Annotated in this window: 14 protein-coding genes and 2 tRNA genes; 6 read left to right on the forward strand and 10 right to left on the reverse strand. The window is 37.4% G+C overall.

Annotated elements, in window-relative coordinates; genetic code table 11:
* Position 1 precedes the first annotated feature (1 nt).
* From ACKWCD_RS12800 to folE, 7 genes are all read right to left on the reverse strand, one after another.
* Positions 2–523, reverse strand: a complete 522-nt coding sequence (locus ACKWCD_RS12800) for a GNAT family N-acetyltransferase (RefSeq protein WP_413984353.1) — start codon at positions 521–523, stop codon at positions 2–4.
* Positions 520–1383 (reverse strand): alpha/beta hydrolase family protein, encoded by an 864-nt coding sequence (locus ACKWCD_RS12805; RefSeq protein WP_413984354.1) that lies wholly within the window; start codon positions 1381–1383, stop codon positions 520–522. The genes ACKWCD_RS12800 and ACKWCD_RS12805 overlap by 4 nt, the downstream gene beginning before the upstream one ends.
* 5 nt (positions 1384–1388) lie before the next feature.
* Positions 1389–1877, reverse strand: coding sequence for a DUF192 domain-containing protein (locus tag ACKWCD_RS12810; RefSeq protein WP_413984355.1), 489 nt, complete (start codon positions 1875–1877; stop codon positions 1389–1391).
* A 77-nt stretch (positions 1878–1954) separates the two neighbouring features.
* A complete protein-coding gene (gene lgt, locus ACKWCD_RS12815; RefSeq protein WP_413984356.1) occupies positions 1955–2905 on the reverse strand; it encodes a prolipoprotein diacylglyceryl transferase in 951 nt (316 codons plus the stop codon).
* Between the two features lie 79 nt (positions 2906–2984).
* A complete protein-coding gene (yidD, locus tag ACKWCD_RS12820; protein WP_413984357.1) occupies positions 2985–3206 on the reverse strand; it encodes a membrane protein insertion efficiency factor YidD in 222 nt (73 codons plus the stop codon).
* Between the two features lie 118 nt (positions 3207–3324).
* Entirely contained in the window at positions 3325–4806 is a 1482-nt protein-coding gene (gene cysS, locus ACKWCD_RS12825; protein WP_413984358.1) for a cysteine--tRNA ligase, read from the reverse strand.
* A 15-nt stretch (positions 4807–4821) separates the two neighbouring features.
* Positions 4822–5502: a GTP cyclohydrolase I FolE gene (gene folE / locus ACKWCD_RS12830; RefSeq protein ID WP_413984359.1), complete on the reverse strand. Its 681-nt coding sequence runs from the start codon at positions 5500–5502 to the stop codon at positions 4822–4824.
* Between the two features lie 138 nt (positions 5503–5640).
* On the opposite strand from folE, the gene ACKWCD_RS12835 reads away from it, so the two are divergent.
* A complete protein-coding gene (locus ACKWCD_RS12835) occupies positions 5641–7440 on the forward strand; it encodes a T9SS type B sorting domain-containing protein (protein WP_413984360.1) in 1800 nt (599 codons plus the stop codon).
* A 121-nt stretch (positions 7441–7561) separates the two neighbouring features.
* On the forward strand, positions 7562–9061 hold the full coding sequence (locus tag ACKWCD_RS12840; protein ID WP_413984361.1) for a T9SS type B sorting domain-containing protein: 1500 nt from the start codon (positions 7562–7564) through the stop codon (positions 9059–9061).
* 90 nt (positions 9062–9151) lie between these two features.
* Here ACKWCD_RS12840 and ACKWCD_RS12845 read toward each other — a convergent pair whose 3' ends face one another.
* A complete protein-coding gene (locus tag ACKWCD_RS12845) occupies positions 9152–10657 on the reverse strand; it encodes an OmpP1/FadL family transporter (RefSeq protein ID WP_413984362.1) in 1506 nt (501 codons plus the stop codon).
* Between the two features lie 40 nt (positions 10658–10697).
* Positions 10698–12017 carry a hypothetical protein gene (locus tag ACKWCD_RS12850; protein ID WP_413984363.1) on the reverse strand — a complete coding sequence of 440 codons (1320 nt, stop codon included), beginning with the start codon at positions 12015–12017 and terminating at the stop codon, positions 10698–10700.
* 94 nt (positions 12018–12111) lie between these two features.
* On the opposite strand from ACKWCD_RS12850, the gene proS reads away from it, so the two are divergent.
* The 4 genes from proS to rpsT all read left to right on the forward strand — a co-directional run bounded on the left by proS (position 12112) and on the right by rpsT (position 14203).
* Complete coding sequence (proS, locus tag ACKWCD_RS12855) at positions 12112–13587, forward strand: proline--tRNA ligase (RefSeq protein WP_413984364.1); 1476 nt, start codon at positions 12112–12114, stop codon at positions 13585–13587.
* 80 nt (positions 13588–13667) lie between these two features.
* Positions 13668–13739, forward strand: a tRNA-Glu gene (locus tag ACKWCD_RS12860).
* 78 nt (positions 13740–13817) lie between these two features.
* A tRNA-Glu gene (locus ACKWCD_RS12865) sits at positions 13818–13889 on the forward strand.
* A 62-nt stretch (positions 13890–13951) separates the two neighbouring features.
* Positions 13952–14203, forward strand: coding sequence for a 30S ribosomal protein S20 (rpsT, locus tag ACKWCD_RS12870; protein ID WP_413984365.1), 252 nt, complete (start codon positions 13952–13954; stop codon positions 14201–14203).
* A gap of 57 nt (positions 14204–14260) precedes the next feature.
* On the opposite strand, the gene ACKWCD_RS12875 is transcribed toward rpsT, so the two are convergent.
* Positions 14261–14956 (reverse strand): hypothetical protein, encoded by a 696-nt coding sequence (locus tag ACKWCD_RS12875; RefSeq protein WP_413984366.1) that lies wholly within the window; start codon positions 14954–14956, stop codon positions 14261–14263.
* Positions 14957–15518: the final 562 nt, after the last annotated feature.

The following is a 15518-nucleotide window of genomic DNA, read 5'->3' on the forward strand; positions in this document are numbered from 1 at the left end:
CTTACAATTGAATTCTAAATATATGAACGGGGTTTTCATTAAAGATTGTAGTCTTGTCCAAGCGCATCCCATTATTGATAGCCACTTTTTGCGAGGGAATATTATCTACATTAATAATGGAAATCAGTGATGTTGCTAACTTATTTTCTATGGCGAAGGCTTTGCATTTCTGCGCAGCTTCAGTGGCATACCCTTGTCTCCAATGCTTGGGAAGCATAGAATATCCAACTTCAAGCTCTTTGATGCCGTCTACAATTTGAATAAGCAATCCGCACTGCCCAATAAATTCATTAGTCTCTTTATGCAAAAGAACATTCATTCCGCCCAAGTTGTTGTCGTAACGATGGAAAGCTTTATCAAACCAATGTTTGCATGCTTCAACAGGATCTTCTGGTAGCCCTTCCCAAAATTCAGTACTTAAGGGTTCTTGATGAAAGGGTAACCAGGTATCAAAATCTGTAGGTTCTAATTTACGAAATCTTAAACGCTCAGTCTCATGGCCGATAAGAAGATATTTGCTCATATTAGGGAATTTGTAAGTATCCATTTCAGGTTTTGTTCCCAAAGAAGTTCTTTGAATTCAGACTTAAAAAATCCAAAATGTCCTGGTTGTTTTTGTTTTTCTTCGGGATAATGCATTCGGGTTATTTGTGCATTTTTATATTGTTTCACCAACCAGTCAACAGTCTTTATGGGCGCGTAGGAATCTTTGGGAAAACTCCATGATAGAATGGGGATTTTAATTTCATCGAAGAGATATGTTTCATTTTCGAATTGCATCATATATTCCTTTTTCTTTCCCCATGTGGCCCATTCATAAACCACATTTTTTGGCAAATTCTCAAAGAATCCTAACTTTTTAGTAGGTAGGTAACCAAATATAGGGGTTGAAACCGGAATCAGAAAGTACCAAAATAGCCACATTTTTAACTTGTGCAGACCTTTAAAATCATTCCAATAGCCACCTTGAGAGGCAACCATCAATACTTTGTCAATCAAATCGTAATTAGGGTTGAAACCTAAGATTTGTCCTCCTATACTATGTGTCATTAAAGTAAGGTTTGTATCTGGATTTTCTTTTTTCGCCAGACTTACTATTGCTGCTTGATCTTGCTGACCCCAGTTTTTGAGATTGCCTGTATGTCTTTTAAGTTCTTCGGTTGAAGAAATTGATTTACCAATACCACTGTAATCAAAGGTGTAAACGATAATTCCGTTATTAGCGCAGAAAAGGGCAAACTTTGAGTAATACTTCTGTAATACTCCTGTGGCCGAAGAAATTACTAATGTATGTTTTGAAGGGTTTTTTGCAAAGAATTTTGAAACGGCTACCGTATCACCGTTCGCTGTCTGAATTTTAAATTCTTTTACTATGGCTTCCAAAAAAGCTAGTTTTTGTTATATGCGATTTTATCTCCAACTTCTAAAAGCCATTTTTCAGCTAGGCCTGCATTTACTTCAAGAACATATTGAATAGGAACCTGAGATGAAAGTCCTGTTTCATTCATGGGTTGCGCATTTTCTTGAAAACTTGCTATAGTAAGATCTGCTTTTAGGAAAATAATATCAAGCGGAATTTCAGTATTCTTCATATAGAAAGAATGCATTCGTTCATCTGAAAATATAAAAAGCATTCCTTGGTGGTCTTCCATGCTTTTGCGATACATTAACCCGGTTTGGGTTTCATATTCGGATTCCGCAAATTCGATATCCAACTTTGCAATTAACGTGTCGACTTTTTGCTTGGTAATGGTGAGTTCACCTTCTTTGGTAAAGCCTATTGGTTCCGTTTTAATCACCTTCTTTGGTTCTTCTTTGCATGAGCCAATGAAGGCGCTAATAATACTTATAAATATAATATATCTTAAAACTTTCATGATAGTAAGTTTAAACGCAAAGTGCGCAAAGAAAAAAGATTCGCAAGGCGACTTCTAATCTGAGTACTGCCAACTACCTACTGGGTGCTCTTAGTTGGTCTAAACATAAAGTATAAACCAATAATAATAAACGGAATACTTAGCATTTGGCCAATAGCTAAAGTAAATGATTCGTCCAATTCGTTTTGACGTTCTTTTACGAATTCTACAACAAATCGAATTCCCCAGAGTAAAACCATAAAGACACCAAATAAAAAGCCTGGTTGATTTTTTTTATCTGTTTTCCAATAAATGTAATACAGAATCGCGAACATGATTATATATAAAACTCCCTCATAAAGTTGAGCTGGATGTTTGTACGGAATTTTCGTAAGATATTCCGAAAATTCGGGTTTACTAACTAGTGCATCATAAGCCGCGTTAACGGTTTTCTCTTTTGTTATTGACATGGCTTGATTTTGCCCAATACCATCTCTGACAAAACGTGTGGCGAAAATGAAAGATTCTTTCACTTTTGTTCCAACTATTTCTGAATTATAAAAGTTGCCCAAACGAATACAAAATAAACCAAATGCAGAAGCCACGACCGCCCTATCTAAAACCCAAAGCATTTTTAAATCTTGTTTTTTACAATAGAGATAGATGCCTATTATTGCTCCAATTGTAGCTCCATGACTTGCTAATCCTGTGAAGCCTGTAAACTCGTAACCGTCAATGAATCCGAATAGAGTACCTCTTGTACTTTCTCTTATTGGAAGTAAAATTTCCAACAAATGATTTTTGTAGTATGCCCAGTCATAAAAGAAAACATGCCCCAAACGAGCTCCTAACATTATCGATACAACACAATGAATAAAAAGTGAATCCAGCTGCTCAACGGTTTTCTTTTCACTTGTAAAAATCCGTTTCATTACAAACCAACCAATTGCAAAGGCAGCTATCCAAAGAAGGTTGTAATATTTGATTTGAAGGGGTCCAAGACTGAAAAGGGTTTCATTCGGATTCCAGGTAATTCCTAAAAAATACATGTAGATTTATTTTGAGCGACTAAGATATGAATTAGTCATCAGTATGCAGTAAACAGTAAATAGTATTTACACTTGAATTTTAGGGTACTGGGTCATATCCTTTTCCACCCCACGGGTTGCAACTTAGAATGCGTTTAAGTGATAGCCAGCCTCCCTTAAAAAGCCCATGTTTTTTGAGTGCTTCAAGTGTATACTGAGAACAAGTGGGTGAATAGCGACAAGTTGCTGGTGTGTATGGTGAAATTGCCAGTTGATAGAACCGCACTAGAAGAACAAAAGGAGCTATCAGTATCTTTTTCAACTTAATCTTTTTAATTTCTTTCCTGTGAAGGCAGGAAACTTTTGATATAAATGGCCTAATTGGTCATTTACCTGAGTTAGGTCTCGACTTCGCTCGACCAGACATTTTTCTGGTTGACCTAGGAAACACTAAAAGTAGTGCCTTCTTTTCCATCTTTCAATTGAATACCCATTTCTGCCAGTTGGTCTCTTATCTTATCAGAAGTCGCAAAATCTTTGTTTTCTCGAGCATCTTTTCGCAATTGAATTAAGAGTTCAACTACCCCAGACAATTTATCGGAATCGCTGCCAACATTGGTTTTACTTTCCAGTCCTAAAACATCAAATACGAATCCGTCGAGAATTGATTTAAGATTAGATTTATCTTCTGAAGTAATATTTTCTTTACCTTCTTTGATCAAATTAATGTGCTTAACCGCATCAAATAATTTTGCGATAAGTATAGGTGTATTAAAATCGTCATTCATGGCTTCATAGCACTCTTGTTGCCAAGATGCAATATCAAAGTCTGAAGACTTTCCGGCTTCTAAATTGCTAAGTGAGTCAATTGCTTCCATCAAGCGATTGTATCCCTTTTCAGATGCCAAAAGTGCATCATTACTCAAATCTAAAATGCTTGTATAATGAGCCTGCATCATAAAAAACCTTACCGCAGAGGGAGAAAATGCCTTGCTCAAAATTTTGTTGTCGCCAGTAAATATTTCCCCAGGTAAAATATTATTCCCTGTAGATTTTGCCATTTTTTTACCGTTCATGGTGAGCATATTGGCATGCATCCAATACCGAACAGGGGAGTGACCATTGCTTGCCTCAGCCTGTGCTATTTCACATTCATGATGCGGGAATTTCAAATCCATACCACCACCATGTATATCAAAGGTTTCTCCGAGGTATTTGGTGCTCATTGCAGTACATTCGAGATGCCACCCTGGAAAACCATCTCCCCAAGGAGAAGGCCAACGCATGATATGTTCTGGCTCTGCTTTTTTCCAAAGCGCAAAATCTTGCGGACTTTTCTTTTCATCTTGAGCTGCAAGTTCGCGCGTATTGGCGATCATGTCTTCTAGCTTTCGACCACTTAATTTTCCGTATTCATTCGTCTCATTAAACTTGACGACATCAAAATAAACGGAACCATTCTTTTCGTAAGCATATCCTTTTTCAAGAATATCTTTTATGATTTCAATTTGTTCAATGATGTGTCCTGTTGCGGTAGGCTCAATACTTGGTGGTAAAAAATTGAACTTCTGTAAGATATTGTGAAAATCAACTGTGTAGCGCTGAACAACTTCCATCGGCTCTAATTGCTCTAAACGTGCTTTTTTTGCAATTTTGTCCTCTCCATCTTCTGCATCATCAACTAAATGTCCTGCATCTGTAATATTTCTAACGTAGCGCACCTTATAACCTAAATGCTTAAAGTAACGGAATATCATGTCAAAAGACATGAAGGTGCGACAGTTACCCAAGTGTACGTTACTGTAAACTGTGGGGCCACATACATACATGCCTATGTGACCTTCATTTAAAGGTTTAAATATTTCTTTTTTGCCGGAAAGGGAATTATAAATTCTAAGTTGCTGATTTTGGTACAATTGCATTATAGAAGCAATGGATTAGAAGTTGGTATCTAAATTTAGATAATCTAAAAACTCACGGCGCACAGATTCTTCTTTAAATTTTCCGCCATATTCGGCAGTTACTGTACTGCTATCAATATCGCGAATACCTCTAGAATTTACACAAAGGTGTTTAGCATCAATAACACAAGCAACATCTTCTGTACCTAAAACCTTTTGTAATTCCCTTACGATTTGAATGTTTAAACGTTCTTGAACCTGAGGGCGTTTTGCAAAATAATCAACAATACGATTCATCTTTGATAAACCTACAACCGTACCATTAGAAATATAAGCTACATGTGCTTTACCAACTATAGGAAGTAAATGATGTTCACAGGTGGAGTAAAGCGTAATATTTTTCTCCACCAACATTTCACCATACTTGTATTTGTTTTCAAAGGTTGACGCCTTCGGTTTTTTTTCAGGTCGAAGCCCTCCAAAGACCTCTTTGACAAACATTTTGGCAACTCGATTTGGAGTGCCTTGCAAGCTATCATCATCGAGATCTAAACCTAGAGTTAGCATGATTTCTCTAACATTTTCTTTGATTCGCTCTATTTTTTCCTCATCACTCAATACAAATGCATCTTCACGCAAGGGAGTGTCTTCCGAAGAGGAAACATGACCGTCTCCCATCTCCTCAAAATGCTCTTTCAATGTGCTGTCAATTTTCATTCAATTATGACTTTTACGAAAGGCAAAGATATACATAAAATGGCACTTTATATCCTATTTCAGGCATTACACAACATAAATTAGTGTTAAGAGAGCTTGCAGATTACCTTTATAATGTCCCTAATTTTAAACCTACTTATGAAGCGTATTTGCGTACTTTTTAGCGCACTGGTATTTCTCGGGATTTATAATTTATCTGCTCAGGTTTCTCCTGATTGTGGCAATGCTATTCCTATTTGTAACAATACTCCTGTAAATGGGGGTACTAATGGTTTCGGTGTTGACGATTTTAACGGTTCTTTAATTAGATGTAATGGTGTTAATTCTGGATGGGGTGAGACTAATTCTGCGTGGTATAGATTTAGAACCGGTGCTTCAGGTCAATTGGGATTCAATCTTAGCATTGATAGTTCTGAAGATTGGGATTTTGCTCTATATAAAAGTGATGGTTGTGGTGGTTTAGATGTCCCCGTACGTTGCAACTTTTTTGATAATGGTGATGGAAACTCTTATGTGGGTGTAGGGGAGGACCCTACTGGTGATTGGTCAAATATTCAATATGAAGATTGGTTGGAGGTAGAAGCAGGAGAGGATTATTACCTTATAATCGATAATTTTAGTAATGGTAATTCAGGTTTTTCCATTCAATTTTCAGGAAATATATTCGTCACGAACCCTTTTGATGCTCTAGACTGCTCTATTGTAAGCAATCTCTTGGGGCCACCAATTTCTTCTTGTGAAGGAAAGAGTGTTACCCTAAATGCGACAACTACTAATGGAGATGTTTATAGGTGGTACGAAGATGCAGGTTCGGGATTTCAACGCATTAGCGACGAGACTTCTGAAGTTTTAGTAGTTTCTACTTCTGGAACCTATTTGGTTGAAATTGAGACTACTTTTGGAAATATCATAAAAAGCGATGTTCATGTCGGTTTTTCTCCAGTACCTACCTCATTTGCTGTGGCAGATGTAGCTGCATGTTCTGAAGAGACTATTTTCGATTTGTCAACTAAAGATAACGAGGTTCTTGGCAGTCAAAGTCCAAATGATTTCACTGTTAGCTATCATAGTACCCTAGCAGATGCGAATAGTGGGGCAAATGTACTGCCAAAGTTATTGCCAATTCCCACTACTTCACAGACTATTTACGTTCGCGTTTCATCAGGTGAAAACCCTGACTGTTATGATGCATCTCAAAGGTTTCAGTTAATTCGTTTAGAGACACCTGTTTTAGATTTTCCATCACAGGTTTTTATTTGTGATAACGAGTCAAGTGTTACAATAGGCTCTACGATTGCTAGACCTTTTCATTCCTATAGCTGGGATTCTGGCGAAACTACTCCTAGTATTGATGTCGCTCAAGAAGGAATATATACCATTACAGTTACAAATACTCAGAATGGTGTTAGCTGTACGCTTTCAAAAGCAGTTACAGTTACAATTTCAGACCCTCCAATAATTTCAGATGTCGAAATTGAAGATTTACTAGAGGAAAACACCATTACCGTAATTACTCAAGAAGAAGGAGATTGGGAATATCGCTTGGACGATGGACCCTATCAAGCTTCAGCTACATTCAAAGATGTTTTGGCTGGTATGCATACGGTCACTGTCAATGATAAAAGAGGGTGCGGATCAGTTTCGGAACAAATTGTTGTTGTTGGTTTCCCAAAATTCTTTACGCCTAACGGAGATAATATGCACGATTATTGGCAAATAGCTGGAATCTCTAATCTGGAAAACCCTCTAGTCTCTATTTACAATCGTTATGGTAAATTATTAGTACAGTTAACACGCAATAGTGAAGGCTGGGATGGTACTTTCGCGGGGAAGCCTTTACCCTCTTCTGATTATTGGTTTAAACTCACTTATCAAGATACCAATGGTCAAATTACAGAAGCGAAATACCTAAATAACCACTTCTCTTTAAAGCGTTAAGTATAGTTTCACCGAATGTAGTTTGTCGATTAACAGCATAAATTGCCGTCGAAAACATACTAAATCAGGCTTGATAGAGTTATAGTATTTATACAATTATACCCTATTTAGCCCAAAATCTATGCGAACACTTCTTTGTGTAATGTGTTGTATGCTTCTATTTTCGCTATCAACAAACGCCCAATCCAATAATTCAGCTGATTGTAGAACTGCTATTCCTGTATGCGCGGATGGGGAGGTTATTCTGCCTTTTGTAGATGGTTCGGGCGATATTGATGATTTTGGTGTCTTGGATGATTTTCCTGACAGAGAGTCTTATGAAAGTGGCTGTTTGGTCAAAGGAAGCAATAGTTCAGCAAATCTTGAGAATAATACAGCCTGGTTTGTTTTTAGGGCTGGGACTGGAGGTCAAGTTGGTTTTAATATTAAGAGCTTATGTACAGACGGGACAGAAAATTGCAGTAGACCCACTGCAGAGTGGGATTTTGCCGTATACGGACCAGATGTAAGTTGTGGTGATATTGCTAATAGAACGGCTTTGCCTATTCGTTGTAATGTAGAAGTAAATTCAACTAATCCTATCTATACTGGGGTTGGTGTAAACCCTGATACTGGTTTGCTCGGAGTTCCTCCTGTGGAAGATGAAACCGAGGGTAATATGAATACCTATGATGAATGGTTAGAGGTAGAACCCGGTCAAATTTATTACATACTTATTAATAATTATAACACCAATTTCGACGGCGACGCTGAACCTTTTGAATTGACATTTACAGGAAGTTCGGTTGAAGCTGATCAAGATACTGCCTTAGATTGTACCCTAAGAGATGAGTTCTTGGGATTGGATATTATTGCCTGTGAAGGAGACCCTGATATCACGTTAAACGCATTGAATTCTCCTGCAGGAGATGAAATTCAAGGAAACGTGAGATGGGCTGTTGATTATGATGACGATGGCACTATTGATGACGATACCTTAACTGGAACGGGATTGTACGGAGCTGAATATGTAGTGACTAGCCCAAATTCAGGGCGATATTTTGCTGTAATTACTACTACTTTGGGAACCATAGTTCAAGATGAAGGAGGAATCTTAATTACGTTTTATTCAGATCCCGTTTTAAACCCTGAGAACTTTGTGGAAATTTTAGACTCAAATTTGTCTATTGATCCTGATCAAAATAACATAGAGTTTTTTGTAGATGGAAATAGTAGTTATGAATATGCTATTAATGGAGGGGAATTTCAAGATGATCCTGTTTTTCTAGATGTACCACCAGGGCTTAATACGGTTATTGTAAATGATAAAAATGGATGTGGAACAACTGAGGAGGACTTTATAGTAGTAGGATATCCTAAATTTTTCACCCCCAATGGTGACGGAATGCACGAAACATGGAATATTCTAGGAATAGAAAGGCTAGAAGATCCTGTCGTATTTATTTTTGATCGCTATGGTAAGTTATTGCAGCAACTGGGTTCAGTTGGCGGATGGGATGGCACCTATAATGGAAGACAAATGCCATCATCTGATTACTGGTTTCGATTTGAATATGGGGAACAAGAAAATGGAGCTGTAGTCGCAAAGACCCGTAAAACCCATTTTACGCTAAAACGATAATGCTACAAAATTCAAAAAAGAAAACCCATCTGTATGCATTACAGATGGGTTTCTTATTTATAGTAGGCTAGGCTCTTTTGGCCTAATTCATTAAAAGTTTATCGTGTAGCTTAATGTTCCGTTCATTGAAACGCCATTGACTAAGGCTGGTGTATTTATCCCAGTGTCAAACAAACGTTCCGCTACATCACGCTCAATTCTATTAACTGCCAAGTCTAATCGACTTCCTCCAAAATCGTACCCAATTCCGCCAGAAATTCCTTCTAAATCACCAATAGCGATTGAGCTTTCATATGGACTTTCTTCAAAACGATATCCTGCTCTTAAACTGAATCTTTCTATTCGATATTCACCACCTAATCGAAACGAGTTTACTGCTCCTAATTCATTTGCAACATCAGTATTTACTGCGGCAAAATTTGCATCACTGCTTGGCCCCAATTCTGCTTTAGACATATCTTGATATCCGTAATCGAAACTTAACAATCCGTTTTTACCAAAAACCAATGCTAGGCTGCCCGTTACTTTGGCAGGCGTTTTTAATTTGTAGGTTGGGAAAATATTAACCTGATCAAAATTTATAAAGTTGATATTGTCATCGGCTAAATCTGAAGAAATACGTTGCGAAAGTTCATCTTCTAAACGATACCAAGTGGGTGATTGGTAACTACCTCCAATTCGAACAAAATCATTCAGTTTTGCTATAGCACCAAGGCTAAAAGAAAATCCAGATCCTTGTGTAAATAATCTATTGTCAAAAGTGGTTCGCTGAATTTCGGAAGTTGCGTCATATCCAGTTTCGGTAAATTCATCATACCTATTGTACAAGATATTGTGGAAATTAAGTGATGCCCCTAGATGCAACCTTTCCTTATACTGAGAAGCAACATTTACGGTAAACTTATTATTATAACCTGAAGTAATTCTAGTTAACTCTTGGCTAACACTAGTATAACCTGCATTACTGACGTAAGAGGTATTATCATTTTCCATTACAGCAGGATCTATTAAACCTCCGTAATACCCTAAAAATGCCTGTTGGTCTGCGAAACCTCCATTTGCTCCGATATCTAAATACCCATCTTCAATAAATTCTCCATCTTGAAGAAGAATATCCCCGAAAGGTACTCCCTGCGCAAAATTCAAAAAGTAGTTATCGATACCTTCTGTGGTAGACCCAGAAGCAAAAACACTATTGCCAAAATTTTCTGTAACATCATAGTTGAGGGCAAAAGCTACTTTGCTCCATTGAGAATCTGGATTTGTGCTTTTGAATACTAATACACCACCGGCCTGATTAATATCCGCATAGTTCGGATCAGTTCCGTTGGTATTACCACCGTAAAAGATTGAGTTTTCGCGATTATAGACAGTTCCTGATACGGTCCCTAGGTTATTATTGAATACTGCAGAACCTGCGGGATTGATGTTTAAAGCAGACAAATCTCCGCCAAGTGCTCCGAATGCGCCACCCATGCCTTGAAAACGCGCTGTACCCTGCGTGTTTTCAGAACTATATCGAATCACATCAGAAATGTTTTGGGCGCTGGCAATCGCGCATACCAATAGCACTATGAAAGTTAAATTCCTTTTCATTTTTTAAATTTTTAAATCTGTTGTTTGATTATTTCTAGCTCTATTGTCTTCCACCTCTACTAGAAGATCTACTTCCACCGGATGATCTACTACTACCAGATGAAGATCGTGATGAACCGCCAGAACTTCTGTAGCTTCCGGAAGAGCTTCTTGAGCTACCCGAACTTCTGTAGCTTCCGCTACTTCTTGAGCTCGAGCTACCCCTTGAAGATCTGTAACCGCTGCTTCGTGGTGAAGAACTTCTTGAGCTTCTACTATAGTTTCCACTACTTCTTGTTCTGCTTCCTGAACTTCTATAAGTTGATGTCCGAGGTGCTGAAGACCTTGTAGTACTTCTTGAGCTAGCTGTGCCTCTTGAATACCCACTACTGCGAGGTGTGCTATTTCTATAAGTCTGGTTGCTTCTTGAAGAACTGTTGTATCTCGGAGTAGCCCTTGTGCTTCTACTTGTTCTGTAAGAACGATTGCGATCTACACCAACGGTACGTCGTGAAGCTACACCTGTTCTATTACTTCTTGTAGTCGCGCCTCTAGAGATTCCCGATCTCGAAGTTGATCTGTTGCTTCTATATTTTGAAGATGCTGCTGTAGCACTTCTTCTGGTAGTATTCAAATTTGAACGACTATTCAACGCAACTCTTGAATTGCTTCTAGCAACCGTGTTTCTATCGTAGTAACCACGTCTTCCTGAGTTATAAGCATAACCTCTATTCCCATAGAATCCTTGGTTTGCATAACCGTAACCAAATGGAGGACACCATGCGCCTGCGTATCCGTAACCACCCCATCCAAATCCAGCGCCTCCCCAGCCCCAGTTGTTCCATCTATTCCAACGATTCCAGCCCCATCCGTAACCACCATATCCCCAGTTGTTCCATCCCCATCCACGGTTCCATAACCAAGGGTCATTCCATCCCCATCCAAATCCAGCGCCTCCCCAGCCCCAGTTGTTCCATCCATTATCATAAATGTTTATGCTAACACTGGTTGGGTTATCTCCCCATCCTGCATTACCGACATAATCATTATCTGAAGAGTAGTATTCCGTTAAATCACCTGTAGCAATACTGTCATTTTCTACGCCGCTAGAATAAGAGTCAACATCAGTAAATATTTCACTTTCTGAAATCTCATCAGCTTTTTGTCCAAAATAGTTAGCATAGGCGTTATTCTCTTGCTTAGCCTGTGGTGCCTTTCTCGGAGCTCTATCTACAGAAACACGTTGTTCATTTGCACCATAAATACCATCATTATCGTAGTACGAAGCCTGTTGGTATGAACCGCAAGAAACGGCTATTAGACCTACTAAGGCAAACAAGGCCGCGGTACGAATTTTTTGGAGGGGTAGAGAATGTATCATCGTTGTAATTTAAATTGTTGAACATTATAAAAATAGTTAGTTTTACCAACTATTACGATAAATAATAACACAAGTTTTGTGCCAAACTTAAGAAATGGGTAAAAATTTAACGAAGAGGAGTGAGGATTATTCTAAATGGTATAACGAACTCGTTGTAAAGGCTGATTTAGCTGAGAACTCGGGAGTTCGAGGTTGTATGGTAATCAAACCATATGGTTATGCTATCTGGGAAAAAATGCAGGCTGGTTTGGACAAGATGTTCAAGGAAACAGGTCATGAAAATGCCTATTTTCCACTATTTATTCCTAAATCTTACTTAAGTAAGGAAGCAAGTCACGTGGAAGGTTTTGCTAAGGAATGTGCTGTGGTTACGCATTATAGACTAAAAAATGCTGAAGACGGCAGTGGTATTATTGTTGATCCTGATGCAAAATTAGAAGAAGAGCTGATCGTGAGACCAACTTCAGAAACTATTATTTGGGATACCTACAGAAAATGGATTCAATCCTATCGGGATTTACCTTTATTGATTAACCAATGGGCGAATGTGGTGCGCTGGGAAATGCGGACAAGGTTATTTTTACGTACGGCAGAATTCTTATGGCAAGAAGGGCATACCGCTCATGCTACAGAAAAAGAAGCCATAGCTGAAGCTGAACTGATGATGAACATTTATGCGGAATTTGCTGAAGAGCATATGGCAGTGCCTGTTATTAAGGGATTGAAAACAGAAAGCGAGCGCTTCGCAGGTGCTATCGAAACGTATTGTATTGAAGCTTTAATGCAAGACGGAAAGGCCTTGCAAGCTGGTACGTCCCACTTTTTAGGTCAAAATTTTGCAAAAGCTTTTGATGTGAAGTTTGCTACTAAAGAAGGAGGTAAAGAGCATGTTTGGGCTACTTCTTGGGGAGTTTCTACCAGATTAATGGGAGCTTTGGTAATGACGCATAGTGATGATAACGGATTAGTACTTCCTCCGAAATTGGCGCCAATTCAAGTGGTCATTGTTCCTATATATAAAGGATTGGATCAATTGGATATTATTTCTGAAAAAGTTAATCCGCTAGTAAATGAATTGAGAGCAAAAGGTTTTTCCGTAAAATTTGACAATCGCGATACACATAAACCAGGGTTTAAGTTCAATGAGTACGAATTGAAAGGGGTGCCAGTACGTTTAGCAATTGGTCAACGTGATTTGGAGAATGGTACCTATGAAGTTGCGCGACGAGATACTTTAGAAAAAGAAACCGTTCCTGCGGATGAAGTAGTTGCGAGAATTGAGTACTTGATGGAAGAAATTCAAAAGAATATTTATAAGAAAGCTTTTGATTATAGAAAGGAGCATATTACTCCTGTAGATTCTTACGAAGAGTTTAAAGAAGTTTTAGAGAAAAAAGGTGGTTTTATTTCAGCCCATTGGGATGGAACGATGGCAACTGAAGATAAAATCAAAAACGAAACAAAAGCTACCATTCGATGCATTCCTATTGACGTTAAAGAAGAAGAGGGAAGCTGCATGGTTACAGGAAAACCATCATCACACCGAGTGCTTTTTGCCAAAGCATATTAAAAGATTTAAAGAAATTATATTCAGGTGTTGTGATAGTAAAAAATAATTGTATTTTTGCATCCGCAATTGCGTAAAGTAATGGTCCGTTCGTCTAGGGGTTAGGACGCCAGGTTTTCATCCTGGTAACAGGGGTTCGATTCCCCTACGGACTACAAAGTTTAATGTAAAGTTGAAAATTATAAAGTGAAAAATTTATTTTTCATCAACAATTTTCAGTTTTTAGTTAACTTGGCCCGTTCGTCTAGGGGTTAGGACGCCAGGTTTTCATCCTGGTAACAGGGGTTCGATTCCCCTACGGGCTACAAAAGTTCGAGTGAGATCGGCGAAGAAGGAATTTAAAGAATTATAATCAAGAGATAAAAAGATGGCAAATCACAAGTCAGCATTAAAGAGAATCAGAAGAAACGAAGCAGTACGTCTTCGTAACAGATACCAGCATAAAACAATGCGTAATGCATTGAAAAAACTGCGTTCTGAAGAGAAGAAAAAAGATGCTGAAGCTTTATTGCCAAGTGTTGTAAGTATGATTGATCGTTTGGCAAAACGTAATATTATTCATAATAACAAAGCTGCTAACTTAAAAAGTAAATTACACAAGCACGTAGCTGCGTTGTAAGTACTTACTTAACCATATATAAAAATGCTCTAACGAAAGTTAGAGCATTTTTTTGTTTTATAGATCTTCATATATTGTCGTATGCTTGCCATTCATCTGTAAAAAACCAATAATGAAACAACCGTACATCACAACTATCAACAAATGATGAATCTGCCTAAGATGAAATTCTTGATAAAACTTTGTGCTGTAAAGCGCTGTGAGCATAATTAAAGGGAAGAATAAATTAAAAACCAAAAGACCAATACTGATCCAGACTAATAAATTGTTATTCTTTTCTATTCGATGTTTAGAATCTCTAAAATATAGTAGGATGGTCATTATCAAAACAGCTGATCCGATGGTTAGGGCATACGTTTGTGGAAAAATAATCCAGTCTTCAAAAAATGGATTGATGACCGTTGCTATTACATAAGCAAGTGCACCATATTTGATTAGTGTTTTAGATTTTCTTTTTTTTATTACTTTAAAGAAAATAGTATAGAAGTAGAAAAAGAATACTAAGTCATATATGTTATAAATAGCATTATTAGCATAAGGATACTCCTCAGAATAATTGATTTGAAACGTTTCAAAATTTAAAATCATAAAACCAAGTAGTTCGGTCAGAATCGTATAGCCTATGAATATTGGAAAATATTTCAATATACTATCGAAGTACCTTCGATATCTCACTAAGGCAATCGCAAAAGTTGCGAAGTACAATATAAAAAAATAGTTGTTTTTTAATGCCTCTAAGATTGTTTGATTCATTTCTCTTCTTCAATCGGTTTCATTCTACCCATTTTTAAAAAACCGATAATGAAACAGATATACATTAAAACAATTAAAAAGTTGTGGAATTGTTTAAAATTCAATTTTTCATACAAATCATAATCATACCGACCCGCCAGCATTATTATAGGAAAGAAAATATTGAAAATCAGCAGTCCTATGCTTATCCATATTAGAAGCTTATTTTTCTTTTGACCTTTTAGATCATCTAGGTAATATAGAAGAATGCAAACAATCAATATAATTGAACCAATTGTAGAAGCATAGACTTGAGGGAAAATTAGGACATTTTGAAAAAATGGGTTGATAAATGTGGAAACAATATAAATTATCGCCCCATACTTAATAAAGTTACGATATTCTATCTTCTGAATGACTTTCCAAAAAACAAGATAGAAATATAAGAAGAAAACAATATCGTAGATATTGTAAATAAAGTAATTCGCGTAATCATATTTTTCCAAATAGATAATTTGAAAGCTTTTGAAATCGCGAATTAAGAATCCAAGGATTTCCGTTAATAAAGTGTAGCCTAATATTA

The organism is Maribacter taeanensis (genome assembly GCF_047345145.1).
Lineage (GTDB): Bacteria > Bacteroidota > Bacteroidia > Flavobacteriales > Flavobacteriaceae > Maribacter_C.

Excerpts from the sequence above, each read along its gene's own strand:
- ACKWCD_RS12800 (WP_413984353.1), bottom strand. The coding sequence starts at position 523 with ATGAGCAAATATCTTCTTATCGGCCATGAGACTGAGCGTTTAAGATTT.
- rpsT (WP_413984365.1), top strand. The coding sequence starts at position 13,952 with ATGGCAAATCACAAGTCAGCATTAAAGAGAATCAGAAGAAACGAAGCA.
- folE (WP_413984359.1), bottom strand. The coding sequence starts at position 5,502 with ATGAAAATTGACAGCACATTGAAAGAGCATTTTGAGGAGATGGGAGAC.
- ACKWCD_RS12840 (WP_413984361.1), top strand. The coding sequence starts at position 7,562 with ATGCGAACACTTCTTTGTGTAATGTGTTGTATGCTTCTATTTTCGCTA.
- ACKWCD_RS12850 (WP_413984363.1), bottom strand. The coding sequence starts at position 12,017 with ATGATACATTCTCTACCCCTCCAAAAAATTCGTACCGCGGCCTTGTTT.
- proS (WP_413984364.1), top strand. The coding sequence starts at position 12,112 with ATGGGTAAAAATTTAACGAAGAGGAGTGAGGATTATTCTAAATGGTAT.
- cysS (WP_413984358.1), bottom strand. The coding sequence starts at position 4,806 with ATGCAATTGTACCAAAATCAGCAACTTAGAATTTATAATTCCCTTTCC.
- ACKWCD_RS12810 (WP_413984355.1), bottom strand. The coding sequence starts at position 1,877 with ATGAAAGTTTTAAGATATATTATATTTATAAGTATTATTAGCGCCTTC.
- lgt (WP_413984356.1), bottom strand. The coding sequence starts at position 2,905 with ATGTATTTTTTAGGAATTACCTGGAATCCGAATGAAACCCTTTTCAGT.
- ACKWCD_RS12845 (WP_413984362.1), bottom strand. The coding sequence starts at position 10,657 with ATGAAAAGGAATTTAACTTTCATAGTGCTATTGGTATGCGCGATTGCC.
- ACKWCD_RS12835 (WP_413984360.1), top strand. The coding sequence starts at position 5,641 with ATGAAGCGTATTTGCGTACTTTTTAGCGCACTGGTATTTCTCGGGATT.
- ACKWCD_RS12875 (WP_413984366.1), bottom strand. The coding sequence starts at position 14,956 with ATGAATCAAACAATCTTAGAGGCATTAAAAAACAACTATTTTTTTATA.